The organism is Pseudomonas sp. AK106 (genome assembly GCF_053903055.1).
Map to the genome: position 1 here is coordinate 2992927 of NZ_CP096426.1, position 25316 is coordinate 3018242.

General features: G+C 64.2%; 20 protein-coding genes and 1 pseudogene. 7 read left to right on the forward strand and 14 right to left on the reverse strand.

Going from position 1 to position 25316, the window contains the following annotated elements; all coding sequences use genetic code 11:
* Nucleotides 1-376: 376 nt before the first annotated feature.
* Nucleotides 377-1507, reverse strand: coding sequence for an alkene reductase (locus tag M1E04_RS13280; protein WP_456291470.1), 1131 nt, complete (start codon nucleotides 1505-1507; stop codon nucleotides 377-379).
* A gap of 467 nt (nucleotides 1508-1974) precedes the next feature.
* Between M1E04_RS13280 and M1E04_RS13285 the strand changes: the two genes are divergently transcribed.
* The 7 genes from M1E04_RS13285 (at nucleotide 1975) to M1E04_RS13315 (ending at nucleotide 7474) form a co-directional block, all read left to right on the forward strand.
* Nucleotides 1975-2949 carry a GlxA family transcriptional regulator gene (locus tag M1E04_RS13285; protein WP_192131435.1) on the forward strand — a complete coding sequence of 325 codons (975 nt, stop codon included), beginning with the start codon at nucleotides 1975-1977 and terminating at the stop codon, nucleotides 2947-2949.
* A 131-nt stretch (nucleotides 2950-3080) separates the two neighbouring features.
* Nucleotides 3081-3602, forward strand: a complete 522-nt coding sequence (gene msrA / locus M1E04_RS13290; protein ID WP_192131433.1) for a peptide-methionine (S)-S-oxide reductase MsrA — start codon at nucleotides 3081-3083, stop codon at nucleotides 3600-3602.
* A gap of 191 nt (nucleotides 3603-3793) precedes the next feature.
* Entirely contained in the window at nucleotides 3794-4681 is an 888-nt protein-coding gene (gene ehuB, locus M1E04_RS13295; protein ID WP_192131430.1) for an ectoine/hydroxyectoine ABC transporter substrate-binding protein EhuB, read from the forward strand.
* Between the two features lie 348 nt (nucleotides 4682-5029).
* Nucleotides 5030-5710 (forward strand): ectoine/hydroxyectoine ABC transporter permease subunit EhuC, encoded by a 681-nt coding sequence (gene ehuC, locus M1E04_RS13300; RefSeq protein WP_065991599.1) that lies wholly within the window; start codon nucleotides 5030-5032, stop codon nucleotides 5708-5710.
* Nucleotides 5707-6357 carry an ectoine/hydroxyectoine ABC transporter permease subunit EhuD gene (gene ehuD, locus M1E04_RS13305; protein WP_065991598.1) on the forward strand — a complete coding sequence of 217 codons (651 nt, stop codon included), beginning with the start codon at nucleotides 5707-5709 and terminating at the stop codon, nucleotides 6355-6357. Before ehuC ends, ehuD begins: the two co-directional genes overlap by 4 nt.
* Nucleotides 6350-7141 (forward strand): amino acid ABC transporter ATP-binding protein, encoded by a 792-nt coding sequence (locus M1E04_RS13310; protein WP_192131427.1) that lies wholly within the window; start codon nucleotides 6350-6352, stop codon nucleotides 7139-7141. The genes ehuD and M1E04_RS13310 overlap by 8 nt, the downstream gene beginning before the upstream one ends.
* A gap of 96 nt (nucleotides 7142-7237) precedes the next feature.
* Complete coding sequence (locus M1E04_RS13315) at nucleotides 7238-7474, forward strand: hypothetical protein (RefSeq protein WP_065991596.1); 237 nt, start codon at nucleotides 7238-7240, stop codon at nucleotides 7472-7474.
* A 278-nt stretch (nucleotides 7475-7752) separates the two neighbouring features.
* On the opposite strand, the gene M1E04_RS13320 is transcribed toward M1E04_RS13315, so the two are convergent.
* The 13 genes and pseudogenes from M1E04_RS13320 to M1E04_RS13380 all read right to left on the reverse strand — a co-directional run bounded on the left by M1E04_RS13320 (nucleotide 7753) and on the right by M1E04_RS13380 (nucleotide 25315).
* Nucleotides 7753-8112: a response regulator gene (locus tag M1E04_RS13320; RefSeq protein ID WP_065991595.1), complete on the reverse strand. Its 360-nt coding sequence runs from the start codon at nucleotides 8110-8112 to the stop codon at nucleotides 7753-7755.
* A gap of 45 nt (nucleotides 8113-8157) precedes the next feature.
* The gene (locus tag M1E04_RS13325) at nucleotides 8158-9585 is read right to left on the reverse strand and encodes an ATPase domain-containing protein (RefSeq protein ID WP_456291471.1); all 1428 of its coding nucleotides are present in this window, start codon (nucleotides 9583-9585) and stop codon (nucleotides 8158-8160) included.
* Between the two features lie 539 nt (nucleotides 9586-10124).
* Nucleotides 10125-11444: a sensor histidine kinase gene (locus M1E04_RS13330; RefSeq protein ID WP_065991592.1), complete on the reverse strand. Its 1320-nt coding sequence runs from the start codon at nucleotides 11442-11444 to the stop codon at nucleotides 10125-10127.
* 82 nt (nucleotides 11445-11526) lie between these two features.
* Nucleotides 11527-12795, reverse strand: coding sequence for an MFS transporter (locus M1E04_RS13335; RefSeq protein ID WP_455912968.1), 1269 nt, complete (start codon nucleotides 12793-12795; stop codon nucleotides 11527-11529).
* A gap of 127 nt (nucleotides 12796-12922) precedes the next feature.
* The gene (locus M1E04_RS13340) at nucleotides 12923-15145 is read right to left on the reverse strand and encodes an ATP-binding protein (protein WP_456291472.1); all 2223 of its coding nucleotides are present in this window, start codon (nucleotides 15143-15145) and stop codon (nucleotides 12923-12925) included.
* Nucleotides 15138-15770, reverse strand: coding sequence for a biliverdin-producing heme oxygenase (locus tag M1E04_RS13345; protein WP_369318037.1), 633 nt, complete (start codon nucleotides 15768-15770; stop codon nucleotides 15138-15140). Before M1E04_RS13345 ends, M1E04_RS13340 begins: the two co-directional genes overlap by 8 nt.
* A 191-nt stretch (nucleotides 15771-15961) precedes the next feature.
* The gene (locus M1E04_RS13350; RefSeq protein WP_456291473.1) at nucleotides 15962-16735 is read right to left on the reverse strand and encodes a type VI secretion system ImpA family N-terminal domain-containing protein; all 774 of its coding nucleotides are present in this window, start codon (nucleotides 16733-16735) and stop codon (nucleotides 15962-15964) included.
* Nucleotides 16732-17172: a type VI secretion system baseplate subunit TssE gene (gene tssE / locus M1E04_RS13355; protein ID WP_456291474.1), complete on the reverse strand. Its 441-nt coding sequence runs from the start codon at nucleotides 17170-17172 to the stop codon at nucleotides 16732-16734. The genes M1E04_RS13350 and tssE overlap by 4 nt, the downstream gene beginning before the upstream one ends.
* A 3-nt stretch (nucleotides 17173-17175) precedes the next feature.
* Entirely contained in the window at nucleotides 17176-17712 is a 537-nt protein-coding gene (gene tssJ / locus M1E04_RS13360; RefSeq protein WP_456291475.1) for a type VI secretion system lipoprotein TssJ, read from the reverse strand.
* Complete coding sequence (tssG, locus tag M1E04_RS13365) at nucleotides 17693-18784, reverse strand: type VI secretion system baseplate subunit TssG (RefSeq protein WP_369318041.1); 1092 nt, start codon at nucleotides 18782-18784, stop codon at nucleotides 17693-17695. Before tssG ends, tssJ begins: the two co-directional genes overlap by 20 nt.
* A complete protein-coding gene (gene tssF / locus M1E04_RS13370) occupies nucleotides 18748-20517 on the reverse strand; it encodes a type VI secretion system baseplate subunit TssF (RefSeq protein ID WP_456291476.1) in 1770 nt (589 codons plus the stop codon). The genes tssG and tssF overlap by 37 nt, the downstream gene beginning before the upstream one ends.
* A gap of 22 nt (nucleotides 20518-20539) precedes the next feature.
* The gene (gene tssA, locus M1E04_RS13375; protein WP_456291477.1) at nucleotides 20540-22150 is read right to left on the reverse strand and encodes a type VI secretion system protein TssA; all 1611 of its coding nucleotides are present in this window, start codon (nucleotides 22148-22150) and stop codon (nucleotides 20540-20542) included.
* Nucleotides 22147-25315 (reverse strand): annotated as a pseudogene (locus tag M1E04_RS13380) (ImcF-related family protein). The gene tssA and the pseudogene M1E04_RS13380 overlap by 4 nt, the downstream one beginning before the upstream one ends.
* Nucleotide 25316 lies beyond the last annotated feature (1 nt).

Sequence of the window (25316 nt, forward strand, 5' to 3'; positions counted from 1 at the left end):
CTTCGGCGAGTTACTTGGAAAAGCACCCCAAGTAACCAAGGGTGCTTGCTCCTGGTTGGGTTCCTCCTTCGTCGGAATACCTTCACCCAAGTCGCGATTGGCGGTGACTGGGCCTTTTGTGTACGAAGATCAAGATCAAAGTCAGATCAACAGCTTCCCGGCTAAAGCCGGTCCCACTGACTGAACGCATCGCTTTTAGTGGGACCGGCTTTAGCCGGGAAGAGGCCAGTGAGTGCACCATAGCGCATAGGGGACTGATTTATTTACAGCGCTTCACCGTAAATTAATCTGTCCCCGGGACAACGCTAACGTCTTTTACCTCCACTGATCGCTCCGCGTCCGCGTCTGTACTCGATCCGGGATAAGGCGAGGGGTTTTATTCGCCAGCCTTATAAACCGGATAGTCGATATAGCCCACTTCAGTCCCGCCATACAGGGTGGCCGGGTTGACGGGGTTGAGGGGCCAGCCGTTGGCGATGCGTGCGGGCAGGTCGGGGTTGGCGATGAAGGGGCGGCCGAAGGCGATGAGGTCGGCGAGGCCGGCGTCGATCAGGCGGTTGCCGCGTTCGGCGGTGTAGCGGCCGGCGTACATGATGCGTCCGCTGAAGGCGTCGCGGATGGCTTTGCGGAAGGTCTCCGGCAGTTCAGGGGCGTTGTCCCAGTCGGCTTCGGCGATGGAGACGTAGGCGACGCCGGCGTTTTCCAGAACCTTGACGGCTTCGACGTAGGTGTGATGCGGATCGCTTTCCACCAGGCCGATGTAGACGCGTTCTTCGTCGGTGCTGGCGAACAGCGGTGAGAAGCGCACGCCCAGACGATCCCCGCTAACGGCTTCGGCGACGGCAGTGACGATCTCGCGCAGGAAGCGCAGGCGGTTCTCCAGCGAGCCGCCGTATTCGTCGTCGCGGTGGTTGGCGTGCTCGGAGATGAACTGGTTGACCAGGTAACCGTTCGCCGCGTGGATTTCCACGCCGTCAAAACCCGCTTCGATCGCGTTTTTTGCCGCCTGGGCGTACAGCTTCACCAACTCGCGGATTTCTTCCACGGTCAGTGCGCGAGGCGTCGGCGGCACCACCAGTTGCCCTGCGCCCGGCGCGGTTTCGATGAACGCCTTGGCGTTGGCCGCCGGAATAGCCGATGGGGCAACCGGCGCTTCGCCGTTGGGCTGCAACGCGTGGTCGGACACGCGCCCCACATGCCAGAGCTGGGCGAAGATGACGCCCTCTTCCGCGTGCACCGCGTCGGTCACTTTTCGCCAGCCTTCGACCTGCTCGGCGGTATACATGCCCGGGGTCCATGCATAGCCTTGGCCGCGCGGCTCGATCTGGGTGCCTTCGGTGATCATGAAACCGGCGGACGCACGCTGCTGGTAGTACGTCGCCATCAGGTCCGAGGCGATATCGCCCGGTTGCAGGCTTCTCTGGCGGGTCAAGGGCGGGAAGGCAATGCGGTTTTTCAGCACGTGCCGACCGAGGTTGACGTGAGTGAGCAAGGGTTGCGTAGCCATGGGTGAAACTCCGTTCAAGGCGTTCAAAGGTGTGACCAGAATGAATGGCGTAGACCAGTCGTCTAGTGGATGGCCGGGAGTCTAAAGCGCACCCGCAGAGCCGGCAATGTCAGATCCGCAATGATTCCGGACATTGATTACGGACTGGCGGACTCGCAGAATCTTGCGCTTTGCGTATCCGCGGTGGGACCGGCGCTGACATCGACCGTAGGACCGGCTTCAGCCGGGAAAGCGTCAGAAGCCACACCGCAAAATCGAGGCTGCTCGCACCGGCCCCTTCCCGGCTCAAGCCAGTCCCACTAAAAACACCGCGCGCATTCAGTGGGACGATCGCCCGCGCTGAACAGGCAGCACGTCAACCAACGCCCATCATTCACATCCTTCCGCACAATCCCCTAGAATGCCGCCTGGTTTCAGGCTCGTGCCCCCTGCGCTGGCAGTGGCGGTAACAGAAAGGCGATCAAGGCATGCGCGACATTTCCAGGCAAAGAACAGTGGCAGTGGTGCTGTTCACCGACGTGCTCATGCTCGACGTGACCGGCCCCATGGACGTCTTTTCGATTTCCAATCGACTGCTGGCACCGGAAGAACAGTACCGATTGATCACGGTGGCCGAGCGACCGCTGCTCATCCGCAGCTCCTGCGGGCTCAAGGTCCAGGCGGATGTGGCGCTGGACGATCTGCCGGCCGACATCGATCTGCTGCTGGTCCCCGGCGGGCCGGGCGCGTACGGCGTCGGCCATCCTCAGCTCACCGCCTGGCTACCCGCCGCCGTCCAGGGCGCCCGGCGTTTCGGGGCGATCTGCACCGGTGCGTTTCTGCTGGGGGACGCTGGCCTGCTGGACGGCTATCGCTGCACCACCCACTGGAACTACGTCGAGCGACTCGCCCGGCGGTTCCCCGCCACCCGGGTCGAAACCGAGCAAATCTACGTCGTCGACCGCAACCTGATCACCTCCGGTGGGATTACCGCCGGGATCGACATGGCCTTGGCCATCGTCGCCGAAGACCACGGCAAGGAGATCGCCCTCGAAGTCGCCAAAGTGCTGCTGGTGGTGATGAAGCGTCAGGGCGGGCAAACGCCCTACGGCCCGCTGCTGGCGGCGGTGCCCCGGGATGACAGCGCGATCGCCCGGGTGCAGGCCTACGTCGTCGATCACATCAATGAGGCGTACACCGTGCAGCGCATGGCCGACCTGGCAGCGATGAGTCCGCGCAATTTCGCCCGGGCGTTCCAGCGCGAAGCCAGCCTGACGCCCATGCAATTCCTGCTCAACGCGCGCATCGATCATTCACGCAAACTGCTCGAAGGCAGTGACCTGCCGCTCAAGGTGGTGGCCAGTCGCTGCGGCTTCGGCAGCGCGCGGCACATGCGCAAGGCATTCAATGAGCGCATCGGCGTGACGCCCGGCCAATACCGTCAGCAGTTCGGCGGCGAGTGAACGAGTGCGCGTCTCCATCCTCTGATCTTCAAGGGCGGCCGTTGCGCCGCCCACTCGCCAACAAGCTCGCAGACACGCACACTGCGGCGCTTGTCTGACACACACCGCTCAACAGCTGGAAGGACTTGCCCATGACCACCCACACCGAAACCGCGCTGCTTGCCGGAGGCTGCTTCTGGGGCATGCAGGACTTGCTGCGCCGCTACCCCGGCGTCGTCTCGACCCGCGTCGGCTACTCCGGTGGCGACGTCGACCACGCCACCTATCGCAACCACGGCACCCACGCCGAAGCCATTGAAATCGTCTTCGATCCCGAACAGATTTCCTACCGCCAGATCCTGGAATTCTTCTTCCAGATTCATGACCCGTCGACCCCGAACCGCCAGGGCAATGACCGGGGCGTGAGCTATCGCTCGGCGATTTTCTACCTCAACGACCAGCAAAAAGCCGTGGCGCTGGACACCGTGGCCGATGTCGATGCGTCGGGCCTGTGGCCGGGCAAAGTCGTCACCGAAATCGCCCCGGCCGGGCCGTTCTGGGAAGCCGAGCCGGAGCATCAGGACTACCTGGAGCGCATTCCCAACGGCTACACCTGCCACTTTATTCGCGCTGGCTGGAAACTGCCGCACCGCGAAACCTCAACCACGGCCTGATCGACACGGACTGTTCCCCCGGACCGCCTTGCCAGAGCGGTCCAAGGGGGATACGGTTGCCGTGGCACGGGCCGAATCCATCGGACCCAAGTGCATAAACTAATAACTAAACGATATTTATCTAATCTTTTTTAGACTCTTATGATTCGCGGCTTCCGCTTTCCTGCCCCCACTGACGCCACGAGTCCGCCATGCCCTTCCCTCGCACAATCGCTGGAAAATCCCTGTCATTGTCAGCCGCACTCGGCTCCGCCCTGCTGCTGAATGCCGTGGTTTCGTTCTCCGCCGTCGCCGACCTGCTGGAAAAGGGCCGCACTCAGGGCCTGACCGCCGGCATCGCCAACGAGCAGCCCTATGCCTACGTGGGCACCGACGGGAACATCGTCGGCGCCAACGTCGAGATCCTCCGGGCCATTCTCGAACCGCTGGGCATCAGCAAGGTTGAACTGCCCATCACCGAGTTCGGCTCGCTGGTGCCGGGCCTCGCGGCAGGTCGTTTCGATCTGATCGGTGCCGGCCTGTTCATCAACCCGGCACGCTGCAAAGTGATTGGCTATTCCAACCCGGTCACCCGCTCCGGTGGCGCGTTTCTGGTCAAGGCTGGCAACCCGCTGAAGCTGCACAGCCTCAAGGACGTCGCGGCCAACGGCAAGGCGCGGCTGGCGACCCAGCCCGGCAGCAATCAGGTGCAGGAAGCCAAGGACAGCGGCATCAGCAATGGCAACGTGGTGCTCTTCGACAAAGACACCGAAGCCCTCGCCGCGCTGCAGGCCGATCGCGTCGACGTGGTGTACTTCCCCGATGCCGAAATCATCGGCCTGCTGAAAAAAGCCGACGGCACGCCGGTTGAACGGGCGCTGCCGTTCGAGCAGATCCCGGACGCCGATGGCAAACCGACCTGGAATTACCACGCCTACGGCCTGCCGAAAAACGATCCGGCGTTCACCCAGGCGTTCAACGAGCAACTGGCGAAACTGCGCGCGTCCGGTGACCTGCTGAAGATCCTGCAGAAGTACGGCTACACCGAAAACGAACTGCCACCCGCCGACGTCACCGCCGAGCAACGCTGCAATCGCTGATGCTGATCCCGGTGCCGATGCCGATGCCGGCGCTGATGCCGGCGCCATTGTAGGACCGGCTTCAGCCGGGAAGACGTCGGTGGGCGCACCGCAAAATGGTGGGCGCCAGCACGGGCCTCTTCCCGGCTAAAGCCAGTCCTACTGTGGGATCGAGTGCATTCAGTGGGACCGGCTTCAGCCGGGAAGGCGTCGGTGAGCACACTGGAAATCGAGGGTGCCGCCACGGCCCTGTTCCCGGCTGAAGCCGGTCCTACAGACCGCACGCATCCAGTAGGACCGGCTTCAGCCGGGAAGCTTCTCGATCTTTCACCCGCGACATGACGGCCCCAGCCCATACGAGTACGGCCCATGCTTTTTGATGCTTCCACCCTGGACACCGCGCGCTTCATCGCTCGCCAGTTGGCCAACGGCGCACTGGTCACCCTGGAAATCACCTTCTTCGCCCAAGTCGTTGTGGTGGTGATGTCGTTTGTCATCGCGCTGATGCGCCTGTCCCCATGGCGCGCGCTGCGCTGGATCGCGACGGTCTACGTCGAAATCCTGCGGGGCATCTCCGCCCTGGTGCTGCTGTTCTACCTGTTCTTCATCCTGCCGCTGTTTGGCATCACCCTGGCGCCGATGACCACCGGCATTCTAGGCCTGGGCCTGACCTTCTCCGCCTATGGTTCGGAAATCGTCCGCTCGGCCCTGAGCAATGTCGCCCGGGGCCAGCGGGACGCGATCAAAGCCCTGGACTTCGACGCGATCACGGCGTTTCGCCGAATCATCCTGCCCCAGGCCCTGCCCTTCATGCTGCCGCCCATGGGCAATCAACTGGTCGAGCTGCTGAAGACCACGTCGCTGGTGTCACTGATCACCCTCAGCGACCTGACGTTTTCCGGCGGTCAGTTGATCACCACCCTGGGCCAGCAGACGCTGATCTGGAGCATCGTGCTGGTGTGTTATTTCGTCATGGCCTGGCCGCTCAGTTGGCTGGTCAAGCGCTATGAGCGGCGGGTCACCCACTGGCGTCGCGGGGTGGCCCCATGAACTTCGATTACGCCTTCGCCTGGTCCATCGTCCCCGATCTGTTTCAGGGGCTGCTGGTGACGCTGCAAGTGGTGATCCTGGGGTTTCTGCTGGCGGTGCTGCTCGGTCTGCTGCTGGCCATCGCCCAGCGCTCGAACAACGCGCTGGTGCAACGGCTGAGCGCCGGCTACCTGAGTTTTTTTCGGCACACACCGCTAATGGTGCAGCTCTACGTGCTGTTCTTCGCCCTGCCCCTGGCCGGCCTGACCCTGCCGGCGATTTCCACCGGGGTGATCGGGCTCGGCCTGTATTACGCGGCCTACATTGCCGAAGCCTTTCGCGGGGCCATCGAAGGCGTGCCGGCCGGACAATGGGAAGCGGCCAAGGCCCTGGATTTCGACGGCGCCACCACGTGGCGGCGGATCGTATTGCCCCAGGCCCTCAAACCGATGCTGCCAGTGCTGGGCAATTACCTGATCGGCATGTTCAAGGAAACCCCGCTGCTGGCGGTGATCACGATTCCCGAGCTGTTCCAGGCGGCCAAGCAGATCGCCGGCATGACGTACCGCTACAACGAGCCCTACACGGTGATGGCGCTGATGTTCCTGGCGATCAGCGTGCCGACCTCCCTGTTGTTCAAATATTTCGAGAGGCGCAGCCATGTCTGATCTCGCACACGCTCTGCCCGGCGCATCGCCGCAGATCATCCTCAAGCAAGTGGTGAAAAACTTTGGCGCGACCCGGGTCATCGATCACCTCGACCTGAGCATCCCCGCCGGTCAGAAAGTCGCCCTGATCGGCCCCAGCGGTTCGGGCAAATCCACGGTGCTGCGCCTGATCAAGGGCCTGGAGGCCTATCAGCACGGCAGTATCGAGGTGGCCGGCTCGCCGGTGCCGGCCAAATCCGGCGGCTGGCACTGGCCGGGTGCGAAGAAGCCGCCGGTGGTGCATCGGGTGGGCATGGTCTTTCAGCAGTTCAACCTGTTTCCGCACCTGACCGTGCAACAGAACGTCACCGAAGCCCCGCTTCAGGTGCTCAAGCTGAGCCGCGAAGAGGCTCTGGAGCGCGCCCATCAATACCTCGGGCTGGTCGGCTTGAGCCACAAGGCCGATGCCTATCCCGCGCAGCTGTCCGGCGGCCAGCAACAGCGCGTGGCCATTGCCCGGGCGCTGGCCATGCGGCCCCAAGTGATGCTGTTCGACGAGGTCACCTCTGCGCTGGACCCCGAGCTGGTCGGTGAAGTGCTGGCGGTAATTCGCGCCATCGCCCACGAGCAGCAGATGACCATGCTGCTGGTGACCCACGAAATGAAGTTCGCCCAGGACATCGCTGACCGCGTGCTGTTCATGGAGGGCGGGCGCATCGTCGCCGATGGCTCGCCGACCGAGGTGCTGGTCGACCCGGACAACGAGCGCACGCGGCGCTTCCTTAATCTGGTGGAGCAGCGTTGAGCGGCTCCGGCCCCGCCTGGCACGCGGCCGAAAAAAACCCGAACTCGGCGACCGTCGACACATCCAACCCTCATACCCCACAGCGAGGATGAACCCATGAGCAACGACACCCCGGTCGACCCACGCAACGTCACCCAGCCGGACGCGCCAACCCTGGACAGCGCTGGCAAACCCGTCAACGTGGTACAGCGAGACCTCAATGACCCTGACAACGACACCCGCGCGGTGGACGAAATCATCACCCCGACCTCCATTCGGGAAAAGGAACAGGACGCCGAGGAGCTGAACAAAAAGTCAGCTGAGATCGAACGCAAGGTCGCTGACGGACGTTGATTCACCCAGGGCGGCGTCATGGCCGCCCTGCCTTCCCGAGTTTCAATCCACGCCCGGCATCACCTGCCGCGCCGTAGAATTTTTGCGTCCACACCGGCCTCTTCCCGGTTAAAGCCAGTCCCACAAAAAGCATCCCAAGCGTCCAGTGAGACTTGCTCCCGGACTTCGCCAGCAGCCATGACCTCGACCGTGGGTCCGGCTTTAGCCGGGAATGCGCCGGCAGCCGCGCCGCAAAATTGCTGGCGTCCACATCGGCCTCTTCCCGGCTGAAGCCAGTCCTACGTGCCCAGCAGCGACCGTACCGCTTCCAGCACTGCGCTGATTTCGAACGGCTTGTCGAACACTTTACTGAACAGGTCTGGCCGGGCGATGCCCAGATGCGACTGCGCACCGCTCATGAGCACAATCGGGATCTGCCCCAGGCTCTGATTCACGCGCACCGCTTCCGCCAGCTCGATGCCGTTCATCCCGGGCATCATGTAATCCGTAATGATCAGCTGCGGGCGCTCGCGTTCGAGAATGCCGAGGGCCTTCAGTCCGCTGCCGGCGGTGACCGTCAGGTAGCCTTCGTCTTCCAGCGCGAAGCTGAGGATGTCAGCGATGAGGTATTCATCGTCGACGATCAGAATCGTGGTCATGCAGCCCTCCGCGCCAATGAGCGATCATCGGCTCGATGACGACTTCTACGCCGTTGCATTGCCTGAATCGTCGAGGGCATGGAACGCAGCCTTTTTCACAGTCAGACCCTGCTCGCCGATCAAGACGTCCAGCAGGGCCGGGTCGTAGGGGTTATCGCGGATTTTGAGGATCGACAGTTGCCGGGTCAGCCCCGCCGTCGATTGCGCGAAGCGGATCAGCATGAGGTTGTCGACGATGCCCGACATGTCAGGGGCCGGTGCGTCGATCTTGCCACCGATCAGGCCGCGGATTTCCCAGCTCGAGACCACCGTGACGCCACGGGCGCGAAGCTCGCTCATCAGGGCGCTGAAGAGGTCGAGAATCCGCGATTGGTCGCACGACGCTCGGGCCATGCCGCCGAGACTGTCGAGGAACACGCGCTTGATGCCGTGCTGCTCGACGATCCGCAGCAGGTCGAGGGCGAGTTTGTCGATCAACTCGGCGGTCGGTGATTTCCAGGCGATGTGCAGCGCACCGGCGCGTTCCAGCGCTTCAAAGTCCAGCCCGAGCGCCGCCGCCTTCACCCGAAGGCGCTGTGGCGACTCGTAGAAGCCGAACAGCAGCCCCGGTTCATCGGGCGTCGAGCGCGCGAGAAAGTTAAGGCCGAACGTGGTCTTGCCTGTGCCCGACGGGCCGAGGAGCAAGGTCACCGACGATTCCACCAGGCCACCGCCGATCAGCGGGTCCAGCGTGTCAATACCGCTGGCGATGACACTGAATTCAGCACTGTCGCGCAGCGCCGAGTGGGTGATGGTGCTTTCAAGGCGCGGGTAGACGACCAGCCCGTTTTCGGTGATTTCGCATTCGTGGGCGCCGGGGATGGCGCCACTGCCACGGGTCTTGCGCGCCTTGATACGGCGCACGGACCGGTTGCCGACCAGCTCTTCGCCCATTTCCAGCACGCCGTCGACCATGGTGTGTTCGGGGCTGCCGTCGTCCAGCTGTGAGCTGGTCAGGAAGAACACCGTGCACCCGGCGAAAGCGGCGTGGCCCTGCAGTTCGGAGATGAAGCGTTTGGTGTTGAGGGTGGATTCGGCTTTGGAGCGGGCATTGAGCAGCCCGTCGAGGATCATCACCGTGGACTTCTGGCGGACGATCTCCCGGCGCAGCAGCTTGACGACTTCATCAAGGCCGTCGTTTTCCATGGTGTCGAACGCGCTGACGAACTGGATCTGGTCGCCGACCCGGTCTTTGTCGAAGAAGCTCATGGTGGAGAGGAACTGAAACAGCCGTTCGTGGGGCTCGGCAAGCAGGGTCGCGAACAGCACGCGGCCGCCATTGCGGATGTGATTGAAACCGATCTGGTTGGCCAGAATGGTTTTTCCGGAGCCCGGTCGACCCTGAATGATGTACGAGGACCCGGCAACGAAGCCGCCCATTAGCAGCTCATCAAGCCCTTCAATTCCGCTCTGAAGGCGTTTTAGCTGATTCAAATTTGCTTCCTCCGCCACGGTATTGGCGTGGTGAATATTGCGAGTTAGGTGCGCGAATAATCGCGCATTCTTCCGTTTTTGAAGAAGCTTTCCAAGCACAATCATCAATTCTAATGACAGATGCACACGCATTTGCTGACAGACGCAGCGATTACCCCATCCGAACGAATGATAATCACTCGGCCGGATCGGCCCCGGTTTCGGGGGTGCACCCATCGGTCTCGGCCTGGGACTGCTCGCTGCGCCGCTCGGGATCGTCGGGTTTGATGGGGGCAGACAGGGGGTATTCAGGGGTGTCATCCGTACCTACCGCGGGATCGTCGGCAGGCATGCAAATGAGTGATGGGCTGGAAGGATGCATGGTCGCGGGTCCATAAGGGAGGCAACCCTTGGAGCGCACTGTCGAGCCCTCGTGCGGTGCACCGGACCAGTGGCGTGCGCGGTGTCGCCTGCGCCCTGTGGACCGGGCGCGGTTGGATTGGTCTGACCTCGACTGAAGGACCGACTGCAGGACCGGCTTCAGCCGGGAAAGCGCCGGATTAATCGCTGATGTCGGCGCTGGGGCTTGTGGCCACCAACATCTCATGGGTCGGCTTCAGCGACACGGTAAAACAGCATCCCCCGTCATCACGGCTGGTCAGGTTGACTGTCCAGTGCTGGTTGGCGCAGATGCGCTGGACCAGCGACAACCCCAGGCCCAGCCCCTCCCCGCGCTGTTCGTCGCCGCGCACGAAGGGCTGGAACATGGCCTGCTGTTTTTCCAGCGGAATGCCGATGCCGCTGTCCTCGACGCTGAACCCGTCGCTGCGCAGGGTCAACTGGATGAATCCCTGATCGGTGTAGTGCCAGGCGTTGCGCAAGAGATTGCCCATCACCGAGCGCAGCAAGGGCGCGTTGTAGGCCTCGTCGTCGCCGTCCAGGCGCTGATAGCTGAAGCGCAAACCTTTGGCTTCGATGGGCGTGCGCCAGGTGTCAGCCAGCTCGTCGGCGATCAGCACGAGAGACGACCGCTGGCCATGAGGCGTGTTCTTGCCTTCAGTACGAGCCAGCAACAGAAAGGTTTCGACCAGTTGGTTCATACCGGCCGTGGCCTTGCCGATGCGCTTGACCTGCGTGCGGGAACGGTCGTCCAGCGCCGGGTATTCCATCAGCAGTTCGCAGGACGTCGCCAGCACCATGAGCGGCGTGCGCAGCTCATGGCTGACGTCGCTGGTGAACAGCTTTTCGCGACTCAGCGCGGCCCGCAGCCGGCCCAAGGTTTCGTCGAAGGATCGGGCCAGTGCGCCGACTTCGTCATTGGCGTAATCGCTGGCGAGCACCGGCGCCAGTTCCAGCAACTGATCGCGATGGCGCACCTGACCGGCCAGGCGCGACACCGGCGTGATCACCCGGGACGCCAGCAGCCGCCCCAGCAACACCGCCAACAGCACGCTGAGGACGAAGCCGACCAGCACGACCCCGAACAGAATTCGTTCACGTTTCTGGAATTTGCGCTGATCCCGCAACAACACGTAATGGCGCCCGTTCACTTCCGAGACCATGGCGTAATAGGCTTTCTTGCCGCGAAAGAACTCCTGAAATCCCAGGGGCAGGCCCTTGAGGTCATCGCTCATGGCAAGGTCGCCAACGCCCTCTTCAGCGTAGAACAATTCGTCTTTTTCAGGCCGGTGGCGCCAGTCGTTGATGCTGTCCACCGCCAGCAGACGGTGCATGTTGCCCTTCAGGCTCATGATCGACAGGCGCTTTTCGACCACGTGCACGGTGGCAATGATACCGGCGGCGAATACCCCGGCGACCAGGGTGCTCATCAAGGCGAATACGATGACAATCCGTTGCTTGAGGCTGTGTTTGATGTCCATGAAGGTCCGTGCATGGCGGTACTCGAATCCGGGGCGTCGCCCCTCCTGCGGCGATTATCGGGTGCGGGATGTCATGGTTTTGTCAAATGCCGCGCTCCGCCCGGCTGGCGCCGGTCCCGCTGGACATCAGAGGCCGCATCAGCAACATCCCGACCGCGCACCCGCCCATCAGCAGGCAGGTGGCGATGAAGACCACCGGCATCCCGAAATGCCCGCCCAGGTACCCCCCGGTCAGCGGCCCCAGCACCTGGCCGATGTACTGGCAAGACGTAGAATAGCCCAGCATGCGGCCGGCCACGGCGTCGGGCACCGAATGGCGGATGATCGCCGCAATGCACGGCAACAGGCCGCCCAGGGCAATGCCCATGAGAAAACGCAGCAGCACCAATTGCCAGGCATGGCTGACGAACGCCTGGGGGATGAGCAACAGAGCGGCCGCCGTCAGGCAGCCGATGACCACTTTCCAGTGGCCGATGCGGTCGGCCAGCTTGCCGATGCGGGACGCCGACAACACGCTGGCCAGGGCGGTGGCCGACATCACCAGCCCGGCCATCAGCGTGACGTTTTCGCTGTGCAACTGGGTCAGGTACACGGTGATGATCGGCTCGATGGACATGATCGAAAACATCACCAGACAGGCCACGACCAGCATGGTCAGCACCGGCCTTTTGTCCGCGATGACGTCCCACGCCCGCACAGCCGGCGCCTTCGCCGCACCCGCCTGACGTTGGGGCCGAGGCGCTTCCTTCATCAGAAACAGCGTCGCAAGGAAGGTCAGAAAGATCACGCCCCCGGCCAGGAAGAACGTGTGACGGATGCCGATCAGCGGCGGCAACAGTCCGCCAATCAACGGCCCGGCGAGGTTACCGGCCATGATCCCCGAAGAGAGCATCCCCAGTGCCCAGCCGGTGCGCGCCCTGGGCGTCTGCGTCGCCACCAGAATGGTCGCGCCGGAGGCATAGCCGCCGAGCAACCCTGCCAGCAAACGCAGCCCGACCAACTGGTAAATGTTCTCCGCCAGCCCAATCAGCGACATCGCCACCGCCATGCCCAGGCTGGCGCGAATCAGCATGAGCTTGCGCCCGTAGCGGTCGCCCAGCCGCCCCCACAGCGGTGCCGTCAGCGCCGCAGACAGAAAGGTCGCGCCAAACGCCACCCCCGACCACTGCACGATGGCGGCCTGATCGCTGACGCCCAAATGTTCGACATACAGCGGCAGAAACGGCAGCAGCAGCGTCATGGCGACGATGGTGGTGAACGCGCCGAATACACAAACGGCCAGATTGCGCTTCCAGTGCTCTTCGACGATGGATGGCAGGGGCTCAGCCTGGGATTGGGGGTGTGCGGTCATGATGGCTCTATCGTGAACGGAACACGCTCACGGTAGAGGGCTGACAGGCATAAATAAAATTCATGTTTTTCATGCGGGGGATTCCAGTCAGGAATAACCCCCGGCCACTGGGGCGCTCGCGTCCGGGTCAGGACGCCATGGACGCGCGCGGCACCGTGAAGCGGAATTCGCTGCCGACGCCCTCTTCACTGGCGGCGGTCAGTTCGCCGCCGTGGGCCCTGACGATGCCCTGGGAGATGTAGAGCCCCAGGCCCGTGCCGCTCGGATTGCCTTCACGCCTGCGCCAATAGCGCTCGAACACGTGGGGCAACTGATCGCCACGAATGCCATCTCCGCTGTCCGCCACGGCGAACACCACATTGTCGCCCGCGGCTGACGCCGTCACCTTCACACTGCCGGACTTGGGCGTGAATTTGATGGCATTGCCCACCAGGTTGGAGAGCACCTGAAACATGCGCTCCGGGTCAGCGAAAATCGTCAGGTCGGGATCAGCGTCGAACGTCAGGTCGATGAATTTGTTCAGCGCCAGTGGCGTGAGCAGTGACCAGGCGTCTTCGAACAACTGACTGACTTCCAGCCGCTCGGCGTCGATGAAGTAGCGGCCGGCTTCGATCTTTGAGGTATCGAGCAAATCCTCCAGCAGGTTGGTCATTCGCGTGGACGCGCGCTGCAGGATGTCGATGGCCGAGTTGAGCCGTTTGGTAGACGCCGTGGCGTCGGCGTTGATCACCCGCTGCATCATGGCGCACTGCATGACGATGACGGTCAGCGGGCTGCGCAGGTCGTGGGACACCACGGCCACCAGCTCATCGCGGGCACGCACGGCCTCTTTTTCGCGCAGCACCTGCCGTGACAGGTCCGCCTCCAGCGCCGAGCGACGCAGGTCGGACACCGCGTAGACCTCGCCGGCGCTCCAGGCCCTGGCCTTGCCCTCGACCTGCTGTTCCCACAGGGCAAAGGATTCCCGTGGCTGCAGGCGGTCATTGACGACCCGTTTGGCCTCCTTTGGGTTACCGCTCCACTCCACGCTGCCCCTGACCTCTGCGCGAAACCACAGCACCGCGTTGGCCACCGGCTTGGGCAAGCTGAACGCCAGCAGTCCGCTGGCCACGTCTGGATAGCCTTGCGCGTCGGGGAACACGGCGCCGAGGCTGGACGTCTCGAACACCGCTCCGGGCCGTTTCTGCAGCCATTGCTGTAACGCGCTCACTTGCTCGGTGCTCGGGCACTGGCCGATCAAGTGCACCTGACCGTCGATGATCACCGCCACACCATTGGCGTCGACCAGTGTCAGCAGCGCCTGGGAATGTTCAAGCAGCCCGTTGTAGACGTCGGCCGCGGACTCGTTCATCGCCCTGGACAGCCGGTCCAGCATGTGATGTTTGGCCAGTCGCTGGCGCTGAGTGTGCTGATCTTCCAGCAGGCTGATCTGCATCGACAGCACTTGTCCGATGGTCTGGCAGGCTGAGCGCAGGGTGTGGGGAACCTGCAGCGGCTCGCGATTGCCGCAACTGATCAGGCCCCAGAGGCGTTCATCCTTGAGCAGGGAGATGCTCATCGATGAGCGCACGCCCATGTTATGCATGTACTGACAATGGATCGGCGAAACGCTGCGCAGCACCGCGTGGCTCATGTCCAGCGGTTCGCCGGTATCCGGGCGCAGGGCCGGGACCATAGGCGCCGGCACATACGCGGCGTCGGGGATGATGCGCAGCCAGTTCAGGCGATACAGCTCGCGGGCCTGTTGCGGAATGTCAGTGGCGGGGAAAAACAGCCCCAGGTAGGCGTCCAGTTCGGCCGTTGCCGACTCGGCAATGACCTGCCCGTGGCCCTCCTCTTCAAAGCGATAGATCATCACCCGGTCGTAGCCGGTCAGTGCGCGGATTTCCGCGACGCTGATGGCGTACAGATCGTCCAGCGATTTGGCCGATTGCAGGCGACGCAAGGTGCGCGTGAGGCGCGGGCCCAAGTGCTGCATCGATGCCTGGGTGGCGACGGGCTCCACCTCCAGAAACAGCAGGCCGTCATGGCGATGCAACAGGCCATCGAATGCCTGCCCGGCAAACTGCATCGGCAACGGATCGAGGCTGTGCAGATCCGCGTCCCGAACGGCGTCGCGCAAGGCGTCGGCCTGCGCCTCGCCCAGCCAGCGTGCCAGCGAGTCGCCGGCCTGCACGTCGCCGGGGATGCCCAGCATCTGCCAGGCATTGGCACTGGCCTGTTGCACGGACCAATCGGTTTCGAGCAGCGTCAGCAGAGCGCCGTGGGGCTGAATGGCGCCCGGGATGCGAATCGGTTCGTTGGCGCAGGTGTCCAGCAGGTCGTCCATGGTCTGCATGTTGTTAAGCATTGTTCAGCACTCCCGCTCGCTCCAGCCAGGTTTGAAAGGATTCAAAGGTGAGGCGGGCCGATTGCACCACCTCGGTGTTGTACAGCGGGGTGTCGAACTCGGCCAGTTGTTTCAGGAAAGCTTTCCACAGATGACCGGTGTTGCGGCCGTAGACGTCCAGAAACTCGCCGCCGCTGTCGGCGTCCACGCCCAGTCTGTCGGCGATGATGCGGCGCAACACCTGCCCCCCCAGGGTCGCCCCTTCCATGACGTACATCACGCCGAGTAACTGCGCGACGCTGTCGATGGCGGGCAGCTCGGTGCACAGCGGCAGAGCCTCAATCTGCAGGTCGTTCAGGCCAAGGGCGTGCAGATCCTTGATCAGCGCCGGGATTTTCTGCCGCGCAGGATCAACGGCCTGGGGCGCCAGAAAACGCTCAATCGACTGTTGCAGGGGCAGATGAAAACCGTAATAGGCAGCGATGATCCGTTTGTAGGTGTCGAGATCAAGCTGTGGGTGGGTCAGTGGCAATCGGGCTTCGAGTGCCGTGTGCTGGACAGCGGTCGCCGTTCGCAATTGCTGAAGGACGCTGGCAACGGGGGCCGGGACGCAAGGGTCGCGCAACGCAGGGGTGATTTCAACCAAGGGCGAAAGTGTCCGGTCTGAGCGGACGTGCCTGAACATGCGGCAGCCGCGGTGTTGAGGCAGATGATGCGCGCACACTAATGGAGTCAGTGCCCGGCTGTAAATATGGCCGACGGGTAAATGCCAAGGTTCAGCCGGGCGGTACATTCCGTGCGCGACCGACCCCGCGGAAAGTGTGAGGTCAACGCACCTCAATAGCCTGCGGCCAGAACGATGAGACAGCCGAACAGCGCGGCAGCGAGCCATCCGATACGGAGCGCTCGAAGCTGCTGGAGGGGCGGATTGGGGGGCGTGGCCTTCCTCCGCGTGCCTGGCCGGTTGCGCTGCGTGGAGCCGGGCACTGCGCGCTGCACTGGGGAGTCCGCTGAGGTGGGCAGCGTTGAAGCTCGCGCTGTTTGCTGCCCGACAACGCCAAGGGCTTGGGCATCGCGCTCCAGACGTGACACCCGCTGTCCGATCTGCTCGTGCAACCGATCCAGCGCGATGAGGGATTGCGGATGTTGCTGAACCAGCGTCTGGCGCAGCGACCCAAGCCGCGTGTTCAGCAGGTTAAGGCCTGCCCGATCGCAAGGGTTGATCTCCAGTTCCCGCAGCACCGCTTGCCACGAGCCGAACACTCCGCCGAGGATTTCCGCCCGCGCCGATACCCCTCGGGGCCAGGGTTTGGCGTCTGCCCGCAGAAGGCTCTCCAGCACCGCCACGCCTTCGAACATCCCGTCCACTCCGGCCAGGTGACTGCGCGCCAGGGCATAAGCCGCCGCCGTTTGCAGGTCCGCGCCATGGCTGGCAAACAAGGCCAGGCAGCACTGTTCGATGGATTGCCAGTCCACATCAGGGCAGGCCGGATGACCCATTCGGGCCATTTCAATGCACAACCTCCGGTAGTCCGGCAATTCCCGCGGATCGCCGCCGGCCTTGATCTCCATGGCGAAGCCCTGGGTCATCGCGCGCGCTGTCAGCCTCACGGGAGGGCCCGCACATCATGGCGCTTGAGATGACGCACCACCGCCCTTCCTTCCGGGCTCAACGTCGTGCCGAACGTCGCGGTGCGCTCGCCCTCCAGCGTCGCGTCGAGGGCGTAGACCAGATGGCCAGGTTCGGTCTGCGGCAACAGCTCAATGTGCAGCGACAGCAGGCGCGGCTCGTATTTGAGCAGGGTGTCGGCGATGGTCCGCATCAGTCCATGGGCGGCAGACGGCAAGCCTTCGAGCACGGTGCCCATGTCCGGCAGGCCGTAATCGGGCAGGTGCGCGAGGGTGCCCGCGCGGCTGTTGAGAATGCGCTGCAGGTTGTCCAGCACCGAGAGCACGTACTGGTCGTCCTCCGCCACCCGGGCCAGATCGAGTTCACCGGTGAAATTCTGCAGCAGGGTTTCGTAGAGCGACGGGTTGAGCTCGGTCATGGCTCAACCCTCGGCCAGGGGGCGCAGCGTCAGCCGGCTTTCCCCCAGTTCGATAACCCGTGGCCGGTCCGGGTCGAGGTCGTCGCGGTTGAGCAGCATGCGCCAGTCGTTGGCCTGTGAATCGGGCTCGCGGAACAACCCGACGACGGCGACCACCCCGGCGTTTTCGTCCAGCGGCACATCCAGCTGCGCACCCTCCCCCGGCTTGATCACCAGTGAGCGCTGATCCAGCAGGTCAGCGCCGAGCAGGCGGTCGGCGTCCCGCAGCAGGTCGTCGTAGGTGGCTTTGCTTGCCGATTTGCCGTCGCGCAGCTGGTACACCCGCACCATCACCGGCACCGACAAGGCGCGCATGTCCGTGCCGTCGGTGTTCAGGGCCTGGCGGCCGTCGAAGTCCAGACGCAGTGTTCTGACCTGTTTGTAGAAGATCGCCCGGGTCATGGACGCGGTGGAGTCCGACACGCTCTGCGTGACCCCGCAGCCGCTGACGAGGAGCCCGAAGGCGCAGAGGTTCAACGCTCTAAAAATCATAGGCGACATGGGTGGTTTCTCTTTCCTGAGGGTTGAGGTGGAGCCCCTGATAACGGCCCAAATGGATAGTGATCGTGTCGTTTTCCCCGGCAGCGCGGCCCTTCAACTCGAGCCCTGCAGTCATGCCCAGCAGCACGCCGCGTCCGCTCAGCGCTGACACCGGCAGGCACTCAATCGGCAGCGACAAGCGCAACCGCGCCGTACAGCGCCAGCCCAGATACACCTGCAGCAGCACCCGCAGGTCGCTGTGCAAGCCGCCGCCGGGCAGCCATTCCCGCGCCTCGTCGTGGTCGGCGGTGAACAGTGTCAGCAACAGTTCGCTGTTGACGTCGCGACCGACGCTGCCCAGCGGCGTGCCCTGGGACAGGTTCACCGGCCGTGCGGAGGACAGGCTGGCCGGCGTGGCGAGGGCGATGTTTCGCGGCCAGTGCGGCGCGATCGACACCCGGGTGTGAGACGCCAGTAAATGCACCAGCGCCGAAATGCCTTCGGCGTTGCGGGTCGGCAAACGCATCACCCCGAGCAGCGCCAGAAAGCGCGACAGCGGCGTGGCGATACGTTTTGCCGTGCCGGGGATGCCCAGCCCGATCAGCCCGAACAGGCATTGCGAGGTCGGGTCGGCACCCGCGGGCGCAAATGAGGCCGGGTACGAGTACTTGCGCCAGATCCGGTAAAACTGGGTGAAGACCCGATGGTTGAAGATGTCGAGAAACCCCTCCAGCGCCTCGTGGCCTTCCCGCTTTTGCGCGATGTCGTCGAGGTAGCGCGTCGGCAGCGGTGAATCCACGCCATAGAGGCCGAGCAAGCGGGTGCGCACGGTCGCGGGCAGTGGCTGATCCTCAGACGACCACTCCACGGCTTTGAGCTCACTGGCCGGAAAGCCCATGCCGGGGTCAGGCCGGAAACGCACCAGATCATCCTTCGGGTTTTCCGTGCTGCCCAACGACGGCTGGCCGGGCGCAGCGCTTTCCAGCAACTGGCAGAAACGGTAGACGCTCGCCTCTGCCACCCGCCCCTGCACGGCATCGAGCCATTCGACGAGTCTTAACCGGGAATCCGCTGGCTGTGGTTTTCGCTCCATCGCAGGCTCCTCCCGGTCGGTTGCAGGATCAGGGTGATCTGGGTGAACAGGTGGATGTCGGCGTACAGCGCGAAGAACCGGTTGAGCATTTCGCCGAACAGGCAGATGTCGCCCTCGCCGGCAAAACCGTTGGCGTCGAGGGTGACTTCGATGTCCACCCCGCGCAGGAGGAAGCCTTTTTCGAAGCGCTGAATGAGGTGGTGACGGACGTCAACGATGGCCTCCAGACGCCGGCGATTGAGCTCGCTGCCGGTCCAGTCGTAAAGCGCCAGGGTGCCGCGCAGCACTTCGGCGCTGTCGAGCATCGGCAGGAAGTTCGAGCCCAGGTGGCTCAATACTCGCCAGTGAAAACGGTCGCGACTCGGCGGGTAGCACGGCAGGGTCGGCGCACACAGATTGCGCACCCGCAGGCCTGCCTGGGTGGCGTGCAACGGCGTGTCGAGGATCGTGCTTTGCAGCGCTTTTCGCGGCAACTGGCCGTTGGTGCCAGTGAGCCGCAGGGACAGACACGCGCGCTCGGCGAGCCGATCGACGTCGGCGCCCTCTCCTCCCAGTATCAGCCACGTGTCATGCAGCCCGTTCGCTGCGCGCTTGAGGCGGGTGTGGAAATAGCGCTCGGGCGCCTCGTCGCGGAGCATGCCGCCCTTGTGCCGGAAGCTGGAAAACGGCACGTAGGCCTCCCGCCCGGAACCCCGGGACGCTGTCACCCGGTCGACCGAATAGATCTCGGTGTGGCCGTCCTGCAGACGCATCGGCCGCAATAGATAGTCGGTCTGCAAAGGGTCCAGGGACAGCGGGTCAGCTTCCAGCGCAAACAGGTTGATCACCGGCACGGCGTGCAGGCGAATCTGTTCCGCGCTCAGGGCAAGCCCGTGGGGCCACGCCTGATTCAGCACGACCTCGAGCTCGAACCACGGCGCGTCCGGCGCGATGCTCATGTTCTCGAGCCCGTGCAAGGTGACGAACATGAATTTCTCGCGAAAACTGAAGTACTCCAGCAGCAACTGATAGCCGCTGAAGGCGCTGTCGCCCTTGGGCCAGAGCCGGTCGTCATCGCTGAAGCCCTTGGGCGCAAAGCGCCCCTGCAGCGGTTGACGTTGGGCGTCCCCGGGCTGACGCACGTAGAGGGCCTGGGTGCCCAGGGTCAGCGCGTGGTGCAGCGCGTTGGCCACCGCCGGCGTGGCGTTGAGGTACAGCGGGATGCGGCGCAAGTCCAGTTGGCTCCAGTTGCTCAGGGCACCGCAGGAAAAACGCAGGCGGATCAGCGAGCGGCCGTCCGGCTCCTGGGCCAGGCGCACCGAATCCAGCGCCAGCGGACGCAGGGTCACCGCTTGGGTGGTGGTGTAACTGCAGCGCGTGCGCTGAGGGCCGATGGGTTGCGACTGAATTTCAAAGCCCGTCGCGACCTCCTCGCTCTGCTTCATCTGGTGCACGTCGGGCTGCAACTCGACGATCGACAGCGAGGGGATCGTGCGCAGGTAATGGGGCCACAGCAGGCTGACCAGGCCTTCGGTCAGCTCCGGCAAGTCGTCGTCGAGCTTCTCCCGCAGGCGCCCCATCAGAAACGCGAAGCCTTCGAACAGCCGTTCGACGTAGGGATCGTGGGCGCCGGGCTTGTCCAGATTCAACGAGGCGGCGCGGTCGGGAAACGCCTGGGCGAACTCCTTGCCGGCCTCGCGCAGGTAGCGCATTTCGGCATCGAAATAGCGCAGGGTCAGATTGTCCGTGTTCAAAGGAACCTCCTGGTTGAAAGTGTCAGCCGCACAGCACTGCCGCGCGGACCGGGTCCATGGCCACCAGAGCCGCCAGCAGCGGCTCCATGCGTTTACTCAGCGCGTTTTTGTCGGCGTCGCTGCGCTGGGCTTTGAGGCGCAACAACTCGAGCAGCCGCGCCTTGACTTCGAACACCCGCGCCGGCTCCCACTGGGCCAGGACATGGCGCTGGGCCGTGGCGTCCAGTTCGCCGAGCAGGTGCAATGCCAGCTCGCTTTTGCCGTACTGCTCGGCGACCCGCGCCATCAGCAGGCGCAGCAGCCAGCGCTGCCGGCCGCTGTGAATGTCGGGGCGCGTGTCGAGCCAGGCCAGCGCCACCTCGACGCCGTCGCGGTCGGCCTGGGCCAGCGCCTCGCTTTCGAGGGCCAGAATGTCGGCGTCGTCTGGGTTGGACGCGGCCGGCGCGGGCAACCAGGCAGCAGCGCCCTGGGTGCTGACGTGCTGTTCGATCCACTCGCGGGTGGTCTCATCGGCAAAGGCCGAGCCGTCGTCCCAGCACAACGTTTCGAGGCCCGGCAGGCGTTCGAGGAGCAGGCCCAGGTCCTCCTTGACGATGCGTGCCCAGCCCTCGAATGGCGCAGGTTGCCGGCTCAGCGCCTGATACAGAAACCACTGCAGGTCGAGCCAGAAATGGTTTACGCCCTCGGCGAACATGCGCTCCACCTGATCGAGCAACTCGTTCCAGCTCTGTTGCAGGTACAGCCGTTTGAGCTGCGCGCGGTATTCGCCCCGGGGCGGTGCCAATCGTGTTCGGCCACTCGCGTCGTGGGGCGGCGACTGGTGCACGGTGTCCCAGCGCAGGCTTTTCATCAGCCGATGGGCCGCCAGCCAGCCCTGGGGTTGTTCGCGCAGATAGCTGGCCAGCGTGCGGCCGTTGTCCAGCAGATCACGGCCAGAGCGGATGGTATTTGGCGCGGGGCCGACGCCATGGGGGGCGGCGTGTTGGGTGGCCTGAGGATTCGCAGCGTCATGGCTGGCGCTGAACTGCGGCACCACGGCGTCGAGTCCGCCGGCCTGGGCCAGCCGTGCCGACAGCGCCGCGTACAGCGCGCCCAGTTCCGGGCGTTGTTGCGCAGGCCAGCCTTGCAGCACCTGGTCCAGCCACGCGAGCGCGGCGACTGTGCGTTCGGCCTCGGCTTTCGCAACTTCCGGGTACAGCGTCAGGCTGTCCAGCACCTTGGCGCTCGCCAGCCACTCCAGCGCCACCTTGCGACTGTTGGGACGCGCCGGCAGCACGTCGGCGCTGTAGCGTTCGATAATTGCGGCCAGCAGGTTCAGGCTTTCCGCCAGCCCGGACTCGCCGTCCCGCTGCAGGCGCGCCCACAGGTAATAGGTGAGCACGCGCAGGTCCTTGCACGTGACTTTGAGCAGCTTCTCCGCCAGCGAGACGACCCGATCGGCGTCCGCTCCGGAAAGTTTGTTGACCTCCTCGCGCATGCTCTGGAAATCATCGTCATAGCCCGGGTCCTGACCCACGGCGGACTCGGCACTGATCGGTGCCAGCCACGCTGTCCAGTGCTCAGCCTGGGCCTTGGCGAGGCCCACCGCGTCACGCTCACCCAGCGTCGTGGCGATCAACGTTTGCAGGCTCATTCGATCACCTCGGCGCGCGATGACGTGGGTGCGCTGGCGATCCCGTTGAGGAAGATCTGTCGCGGCAGTTTGAAATTGCGCAACGCCAGCAGGCTCATCGGCCCCGCGCCCAGCTCGGTGCGCATGTGCCAGGTCAGGTCCAGGCCATCCGGCGCCGGCACCGTGATGCGGTAGCGGCTGTCACTGTCGTCCAGTGCGTTGACGGTGGCGGTGTCCAGCAAACGGATCAGCCCCCAGGCGCCCTGAAAGTCGCCATACAAACGCTCGCCGCTGCGCACGCTGGTCCAGGTCAGGCTGGCGCCGGGGTAATCGCTGCTGCCGGGCCAGGCAAATCGCTGCCAACTCTCTTTCTGATTGAAGTACTGATGCCGCGCGCCGTTGAGCACGAAGGTGGTCTGCACCACGTCGCGCACCGCCTTGCCCTGCAAGCTCGAAGCTGATGCCCATGCCGCCGTCGGTGTAGAGCACGTCGGCCAGGTGGCTGAGCTGATTGACGGCCGCGAGAAATTTCGGGTTGATCAGCAGGCCCTGGCCGTGGGCCGGGTCCACCCCCCAGCGACCGCCGTCCTTGCGCAACACCCCGGTCAGTTCCCGCTGGAGGAACTGCTCGATACGCCCCGAATCCGCCCGAATCATTTTGCCCAGCATCGGCAACGAGGCGTCGCTGCCGGTGGCGGCAAAGGGGTAGCGACCGAGGAACGCCTGGTCCCATTCATCCACAACGCCTTGCTGCCATTGCCGGTTGAGGGCCACCGTTGATGGCTCAAGCACCTTGCGCCAGGCCTGATCCAGCGGCTGGACAAACAGCGCGTGGGCCACGCCGTCCCACTCCTCGCCGAGACTGGCCGCGAGCAGCTCGCCGTAGGCGCGGGTGTCGGTGAGGTCGATGTTCTTGCCCTGGAACACCGTCTGCGCCATGGCCTGGGTCATCCCCTGGGGATCGGCGGCGTGACTGACCTGCTGCAACTTCAGGCGCACCCGGGTCACGCGGGTCAGGAACGCTTGCAGGCTGAGGTCGTCATCGCCGCCCTTGCCTTCCGGGTCCTTGCCCAACAACCCCAGCAGCGGGCCGAAGGTCGGATCCAGCGGCCCGGCCGGCGTGTCGAGCTGCTGGCTGATGGCAGACACCCGGGTCGAGCGGTCGCTGCCCATCAGCTTCTGCGCCGACTGCACCAGCGAGTCCTTGAGCCCCTGACTGCGATTGCCGGCCTGCCCCTGCCAGGCCAGGGTGTTCATGAAGGCAATCAACGGTGACTGACGGACGTCGCTCATCAGCGTCAGTTGGTCGATGACGTCGGCCAGGCTGTCGGCCCGTCGCCACTGCACACTGTTGAGAAACTCAAGCCAGGCACCGGAGTAATCATGGAAATAGCGCTCGGTCAGGCGCGCTCTGAGCTGCTCGGGCGAGGTGTCGGCAACGGCGCTGCTTTCCCGATCGCTGAGCACCCAGTCGATCTGCTCGCGGCGGGCTTCGACGATGTCATCGATCGCCTGACGCACCTGCCCGTCCCACGCCTGCCGGGTGAACACGCCCGGCACACTGGCCTCGGTGAAAAACAGCGGCCACGCCTCCTTGTCATCGACCATCTGCTCAAATCCGAGATCGGGAGCCTGGGTCGCGGCGGCCTCCAGCACCTGCCGATAAAGGCTGGCTTCGCCATTGCGCTGGCCCAGTTGCACTAGCAACACCTGCCGCGCCTGGGCCACCAGTGCGTTATCTGGCTCGATGCGCCACTGCGGATTGGCCGCCAACTGTTCGGCGTAAAACTGCCACAGCGTGGGCGACAGCCCTTTCCACAACCCCGGCGCCACGCCCATTCGGGTTGGCTCGGCATGGCCCAGTGCGGTCACCAGAAACGCCGCATCCACTTTCTCCGGCCGGGCCATCATCAGGTAGGCCTTGAGCTGTACGTAAGCGTTGTGGGCGCCTTTCGCCCGCCGCGAACTGTCGGCGGGCGACGCCACCAGCGATGCCAGTTGGCGCTTCAGATTCTCCGCCGCCGGGTCGCGCATCAGCCGGTTGTTGGCCTCCACATAGCGCGGCCACATCGCCGCGAGCAGTGCATCGTTCTGGCTCAGCCCGAAGCGCTGGTACCACGGCCCGCCACGACGGGCTCGGTCCTTCAGCCTGCCCATTTCGAGGATCAGCGCGTTGAGGGCGAGCAACGGCTCATCGCCGTTGCCCGAAGGCTGCACGGCCGCGAGGGACGACTGAATGTCGATGATCTGGGCGCGGTGGGTGGAGAACGACAGCAGCAGGCCTGCTGCCCAGATCAGCGCGGTGCCCAAGGCCAGTGCGTAGCTGATGCGCGTGACGGGCCATCCTAGCCGGCGGGTTTGGCGTGACTGGTTTTGGAGTACGCCCCCCCACGCTGGATCGGGCAGCCACAAATGGTCAGCGGTGTGGGTGGGTTGCGCCGGCAAGCTGAACCAAAGCCCGCGCAATGGCACTCCACGCGCAAACTTGCCCAGCAACGGCGTCAGCGCCTGACGCCAGCGGGCGATGCCCTCCACTTTCAGCTGTTGGGACAAGCGCAAGAGAAAGTCGTGGTCCGCGCTTTCTTCCATCTGGTCCAGGCCGTGTTTGCGCAGCGGCTCATCCAGACGGGCAAGAGACGTTTCCAGCTGCGACCCGGTGACGCGCGCGGCCAGCAACGATCCAACCGGCTCACGCGGACGGGTGTGCTGCGGCCATTGGCTCGCGCAGACCTCCCACAGGTGCAGCGGCAACTGCCAGCCCAGGGTTCGCGCCAGTTGCTGCAAACCGGCGACGCCACTGCCCATGGTCGCGGCGTTGGCGCTTTGCTGCTTATCAAGGGCCCAGACCACGCCGTCCAGACAGCGCCGCTGGGTTACCGCGTGCCAGCGGGTGGCGGTTTTGCAGAGCTGGGATTGCGGGCTGCCGCCCCAGAGCAGCACGGTGTTCTGGCCTTCGAGCCACTGGGCATCGGCAAGACCTGGGGCGATGGCTTCGATCTGTTCGGGCTCGCCGACGACCAGAATGAAGCGGGTGCGGGTGCGCTGGAAGGCGCTGTACTGGTGGTCGAGGTGCTCCTGGAGTTCCGCGACGCCCGGGAGTTTCTTGGTTTCCGGGTTGGATGACGACTCCTCCGGTGGGAATACGCCGTCGCCCTTCTGCCGCTCGACGCTGCGGCGGGCCTTCATC

Bases quoted from the DNA above. Each gene is read 5' to 3' on its own strand.
- M1E04_RS13280 (WP_456291470.1), bottom strand. From the start codon at position 1,507: ATGGCTACGCAACCCTTGCTCACTCACGTCAACCTCGGTCGGCACGTG.
- M1E04_RS13285 (WP_192131435.1), top strand. From the start codon at position 1,975: ATGCGCGACATTTCCAGGCAAAGAACAGTGGCAGTGGTGCTGTTCACC.
- msrA (WP_192131433.1), top strand. From the start codon at position 3,081: ATGACCACCCACACCGAAACCGCGCTGCTTGCCGGAGGCTGCTTCTGG.
- ehuB (WP_192131430.1), top strand. From the start codon at position 3,794: ATGCCCTTCCCTCGCACAATCGCTGGAAAATCCCTGTCATTGTCAGCC.
- ehuC (WP_065991599.1), top strand. From the start codon at position 5,030: ATGCTTTTTGATGCTTCCACCCTGGACACCGCGCGCTTCATCGCTCGC.
- ehuD (WP_065991598.1), top strand. From the start codon at position 5,707: ATGAACTTCGATTACGCCTTCGCCTGGTCCATCGTCCCCGATCTGTTT.
- M1E04_RS13310 (WP_192131427.1), top strand. From the start codon at position 6,350: ATGTCTGATCTCGCACACGCTCTGCCCGGCGCATCGCCGCAGATCATC.
- M1E04_RS13315 (WP_065991596.1), top strand. From the start codon at position 7,238: ATGAGCAACGACACCCCGGTCGACCCACGCAACGTCACCCAGCCGGAC.
- M1E04_RS13320 (WP_065991595.1), bottom strand. From the start codon at position 8,112: ATGACCACGATTCTGATCGTCGACGATGAATACCTCATCGCTGACATC.
- M1E04_RS13330 (WP_065991592.1), bottom strand. From the start codon at position 11,444: ATGGACATCAAACACAGCCTCAAGCAACGGATTGTCATCGTATTCGCC.
- M1E04_RS13335 (WP_455912968.1), bottom strand. From the start codon at position 12,795: ATGACCGCACACCCCCAATCCCAGGCTGAGCCCCTGCCATCCATCGTC.
- M1E04_RS13340 (WP_456291472.1), bottom strand. From the start codon at position 15,145: ATGCTTAACAACATGCAGACCATGGACGACCTGCTGGACACCTGCGCC.
- tssE (WP_456291474.1), bottom strand. From the start codon at position 17,172: ATGACCGAGCTCAACCCGTCGCTCTACGAAACCCTGCTGCAGAATTTC.
- tssJ (WP_456291475.1), bottom strand. From the start codon at position 17,712: ATGTCGCCTATGATTTTTAGAGCGTTGAACCTCTGCGCCTTCGGGCTC.
- tssG (WP_369318041.1), bottom strand. From the start codon at position 18,784: ATGGAGCGAAAACCACAGCCAGCGGATTCCCGGTTAAGACTCGTCGAA.
- tssA (WP_456291477.1), bottom strand. From the start codon at position 22,150: ATGAGCCTGCAAACGTTGATCGCCACGACGCTGGGTGAGCGTGACGCG.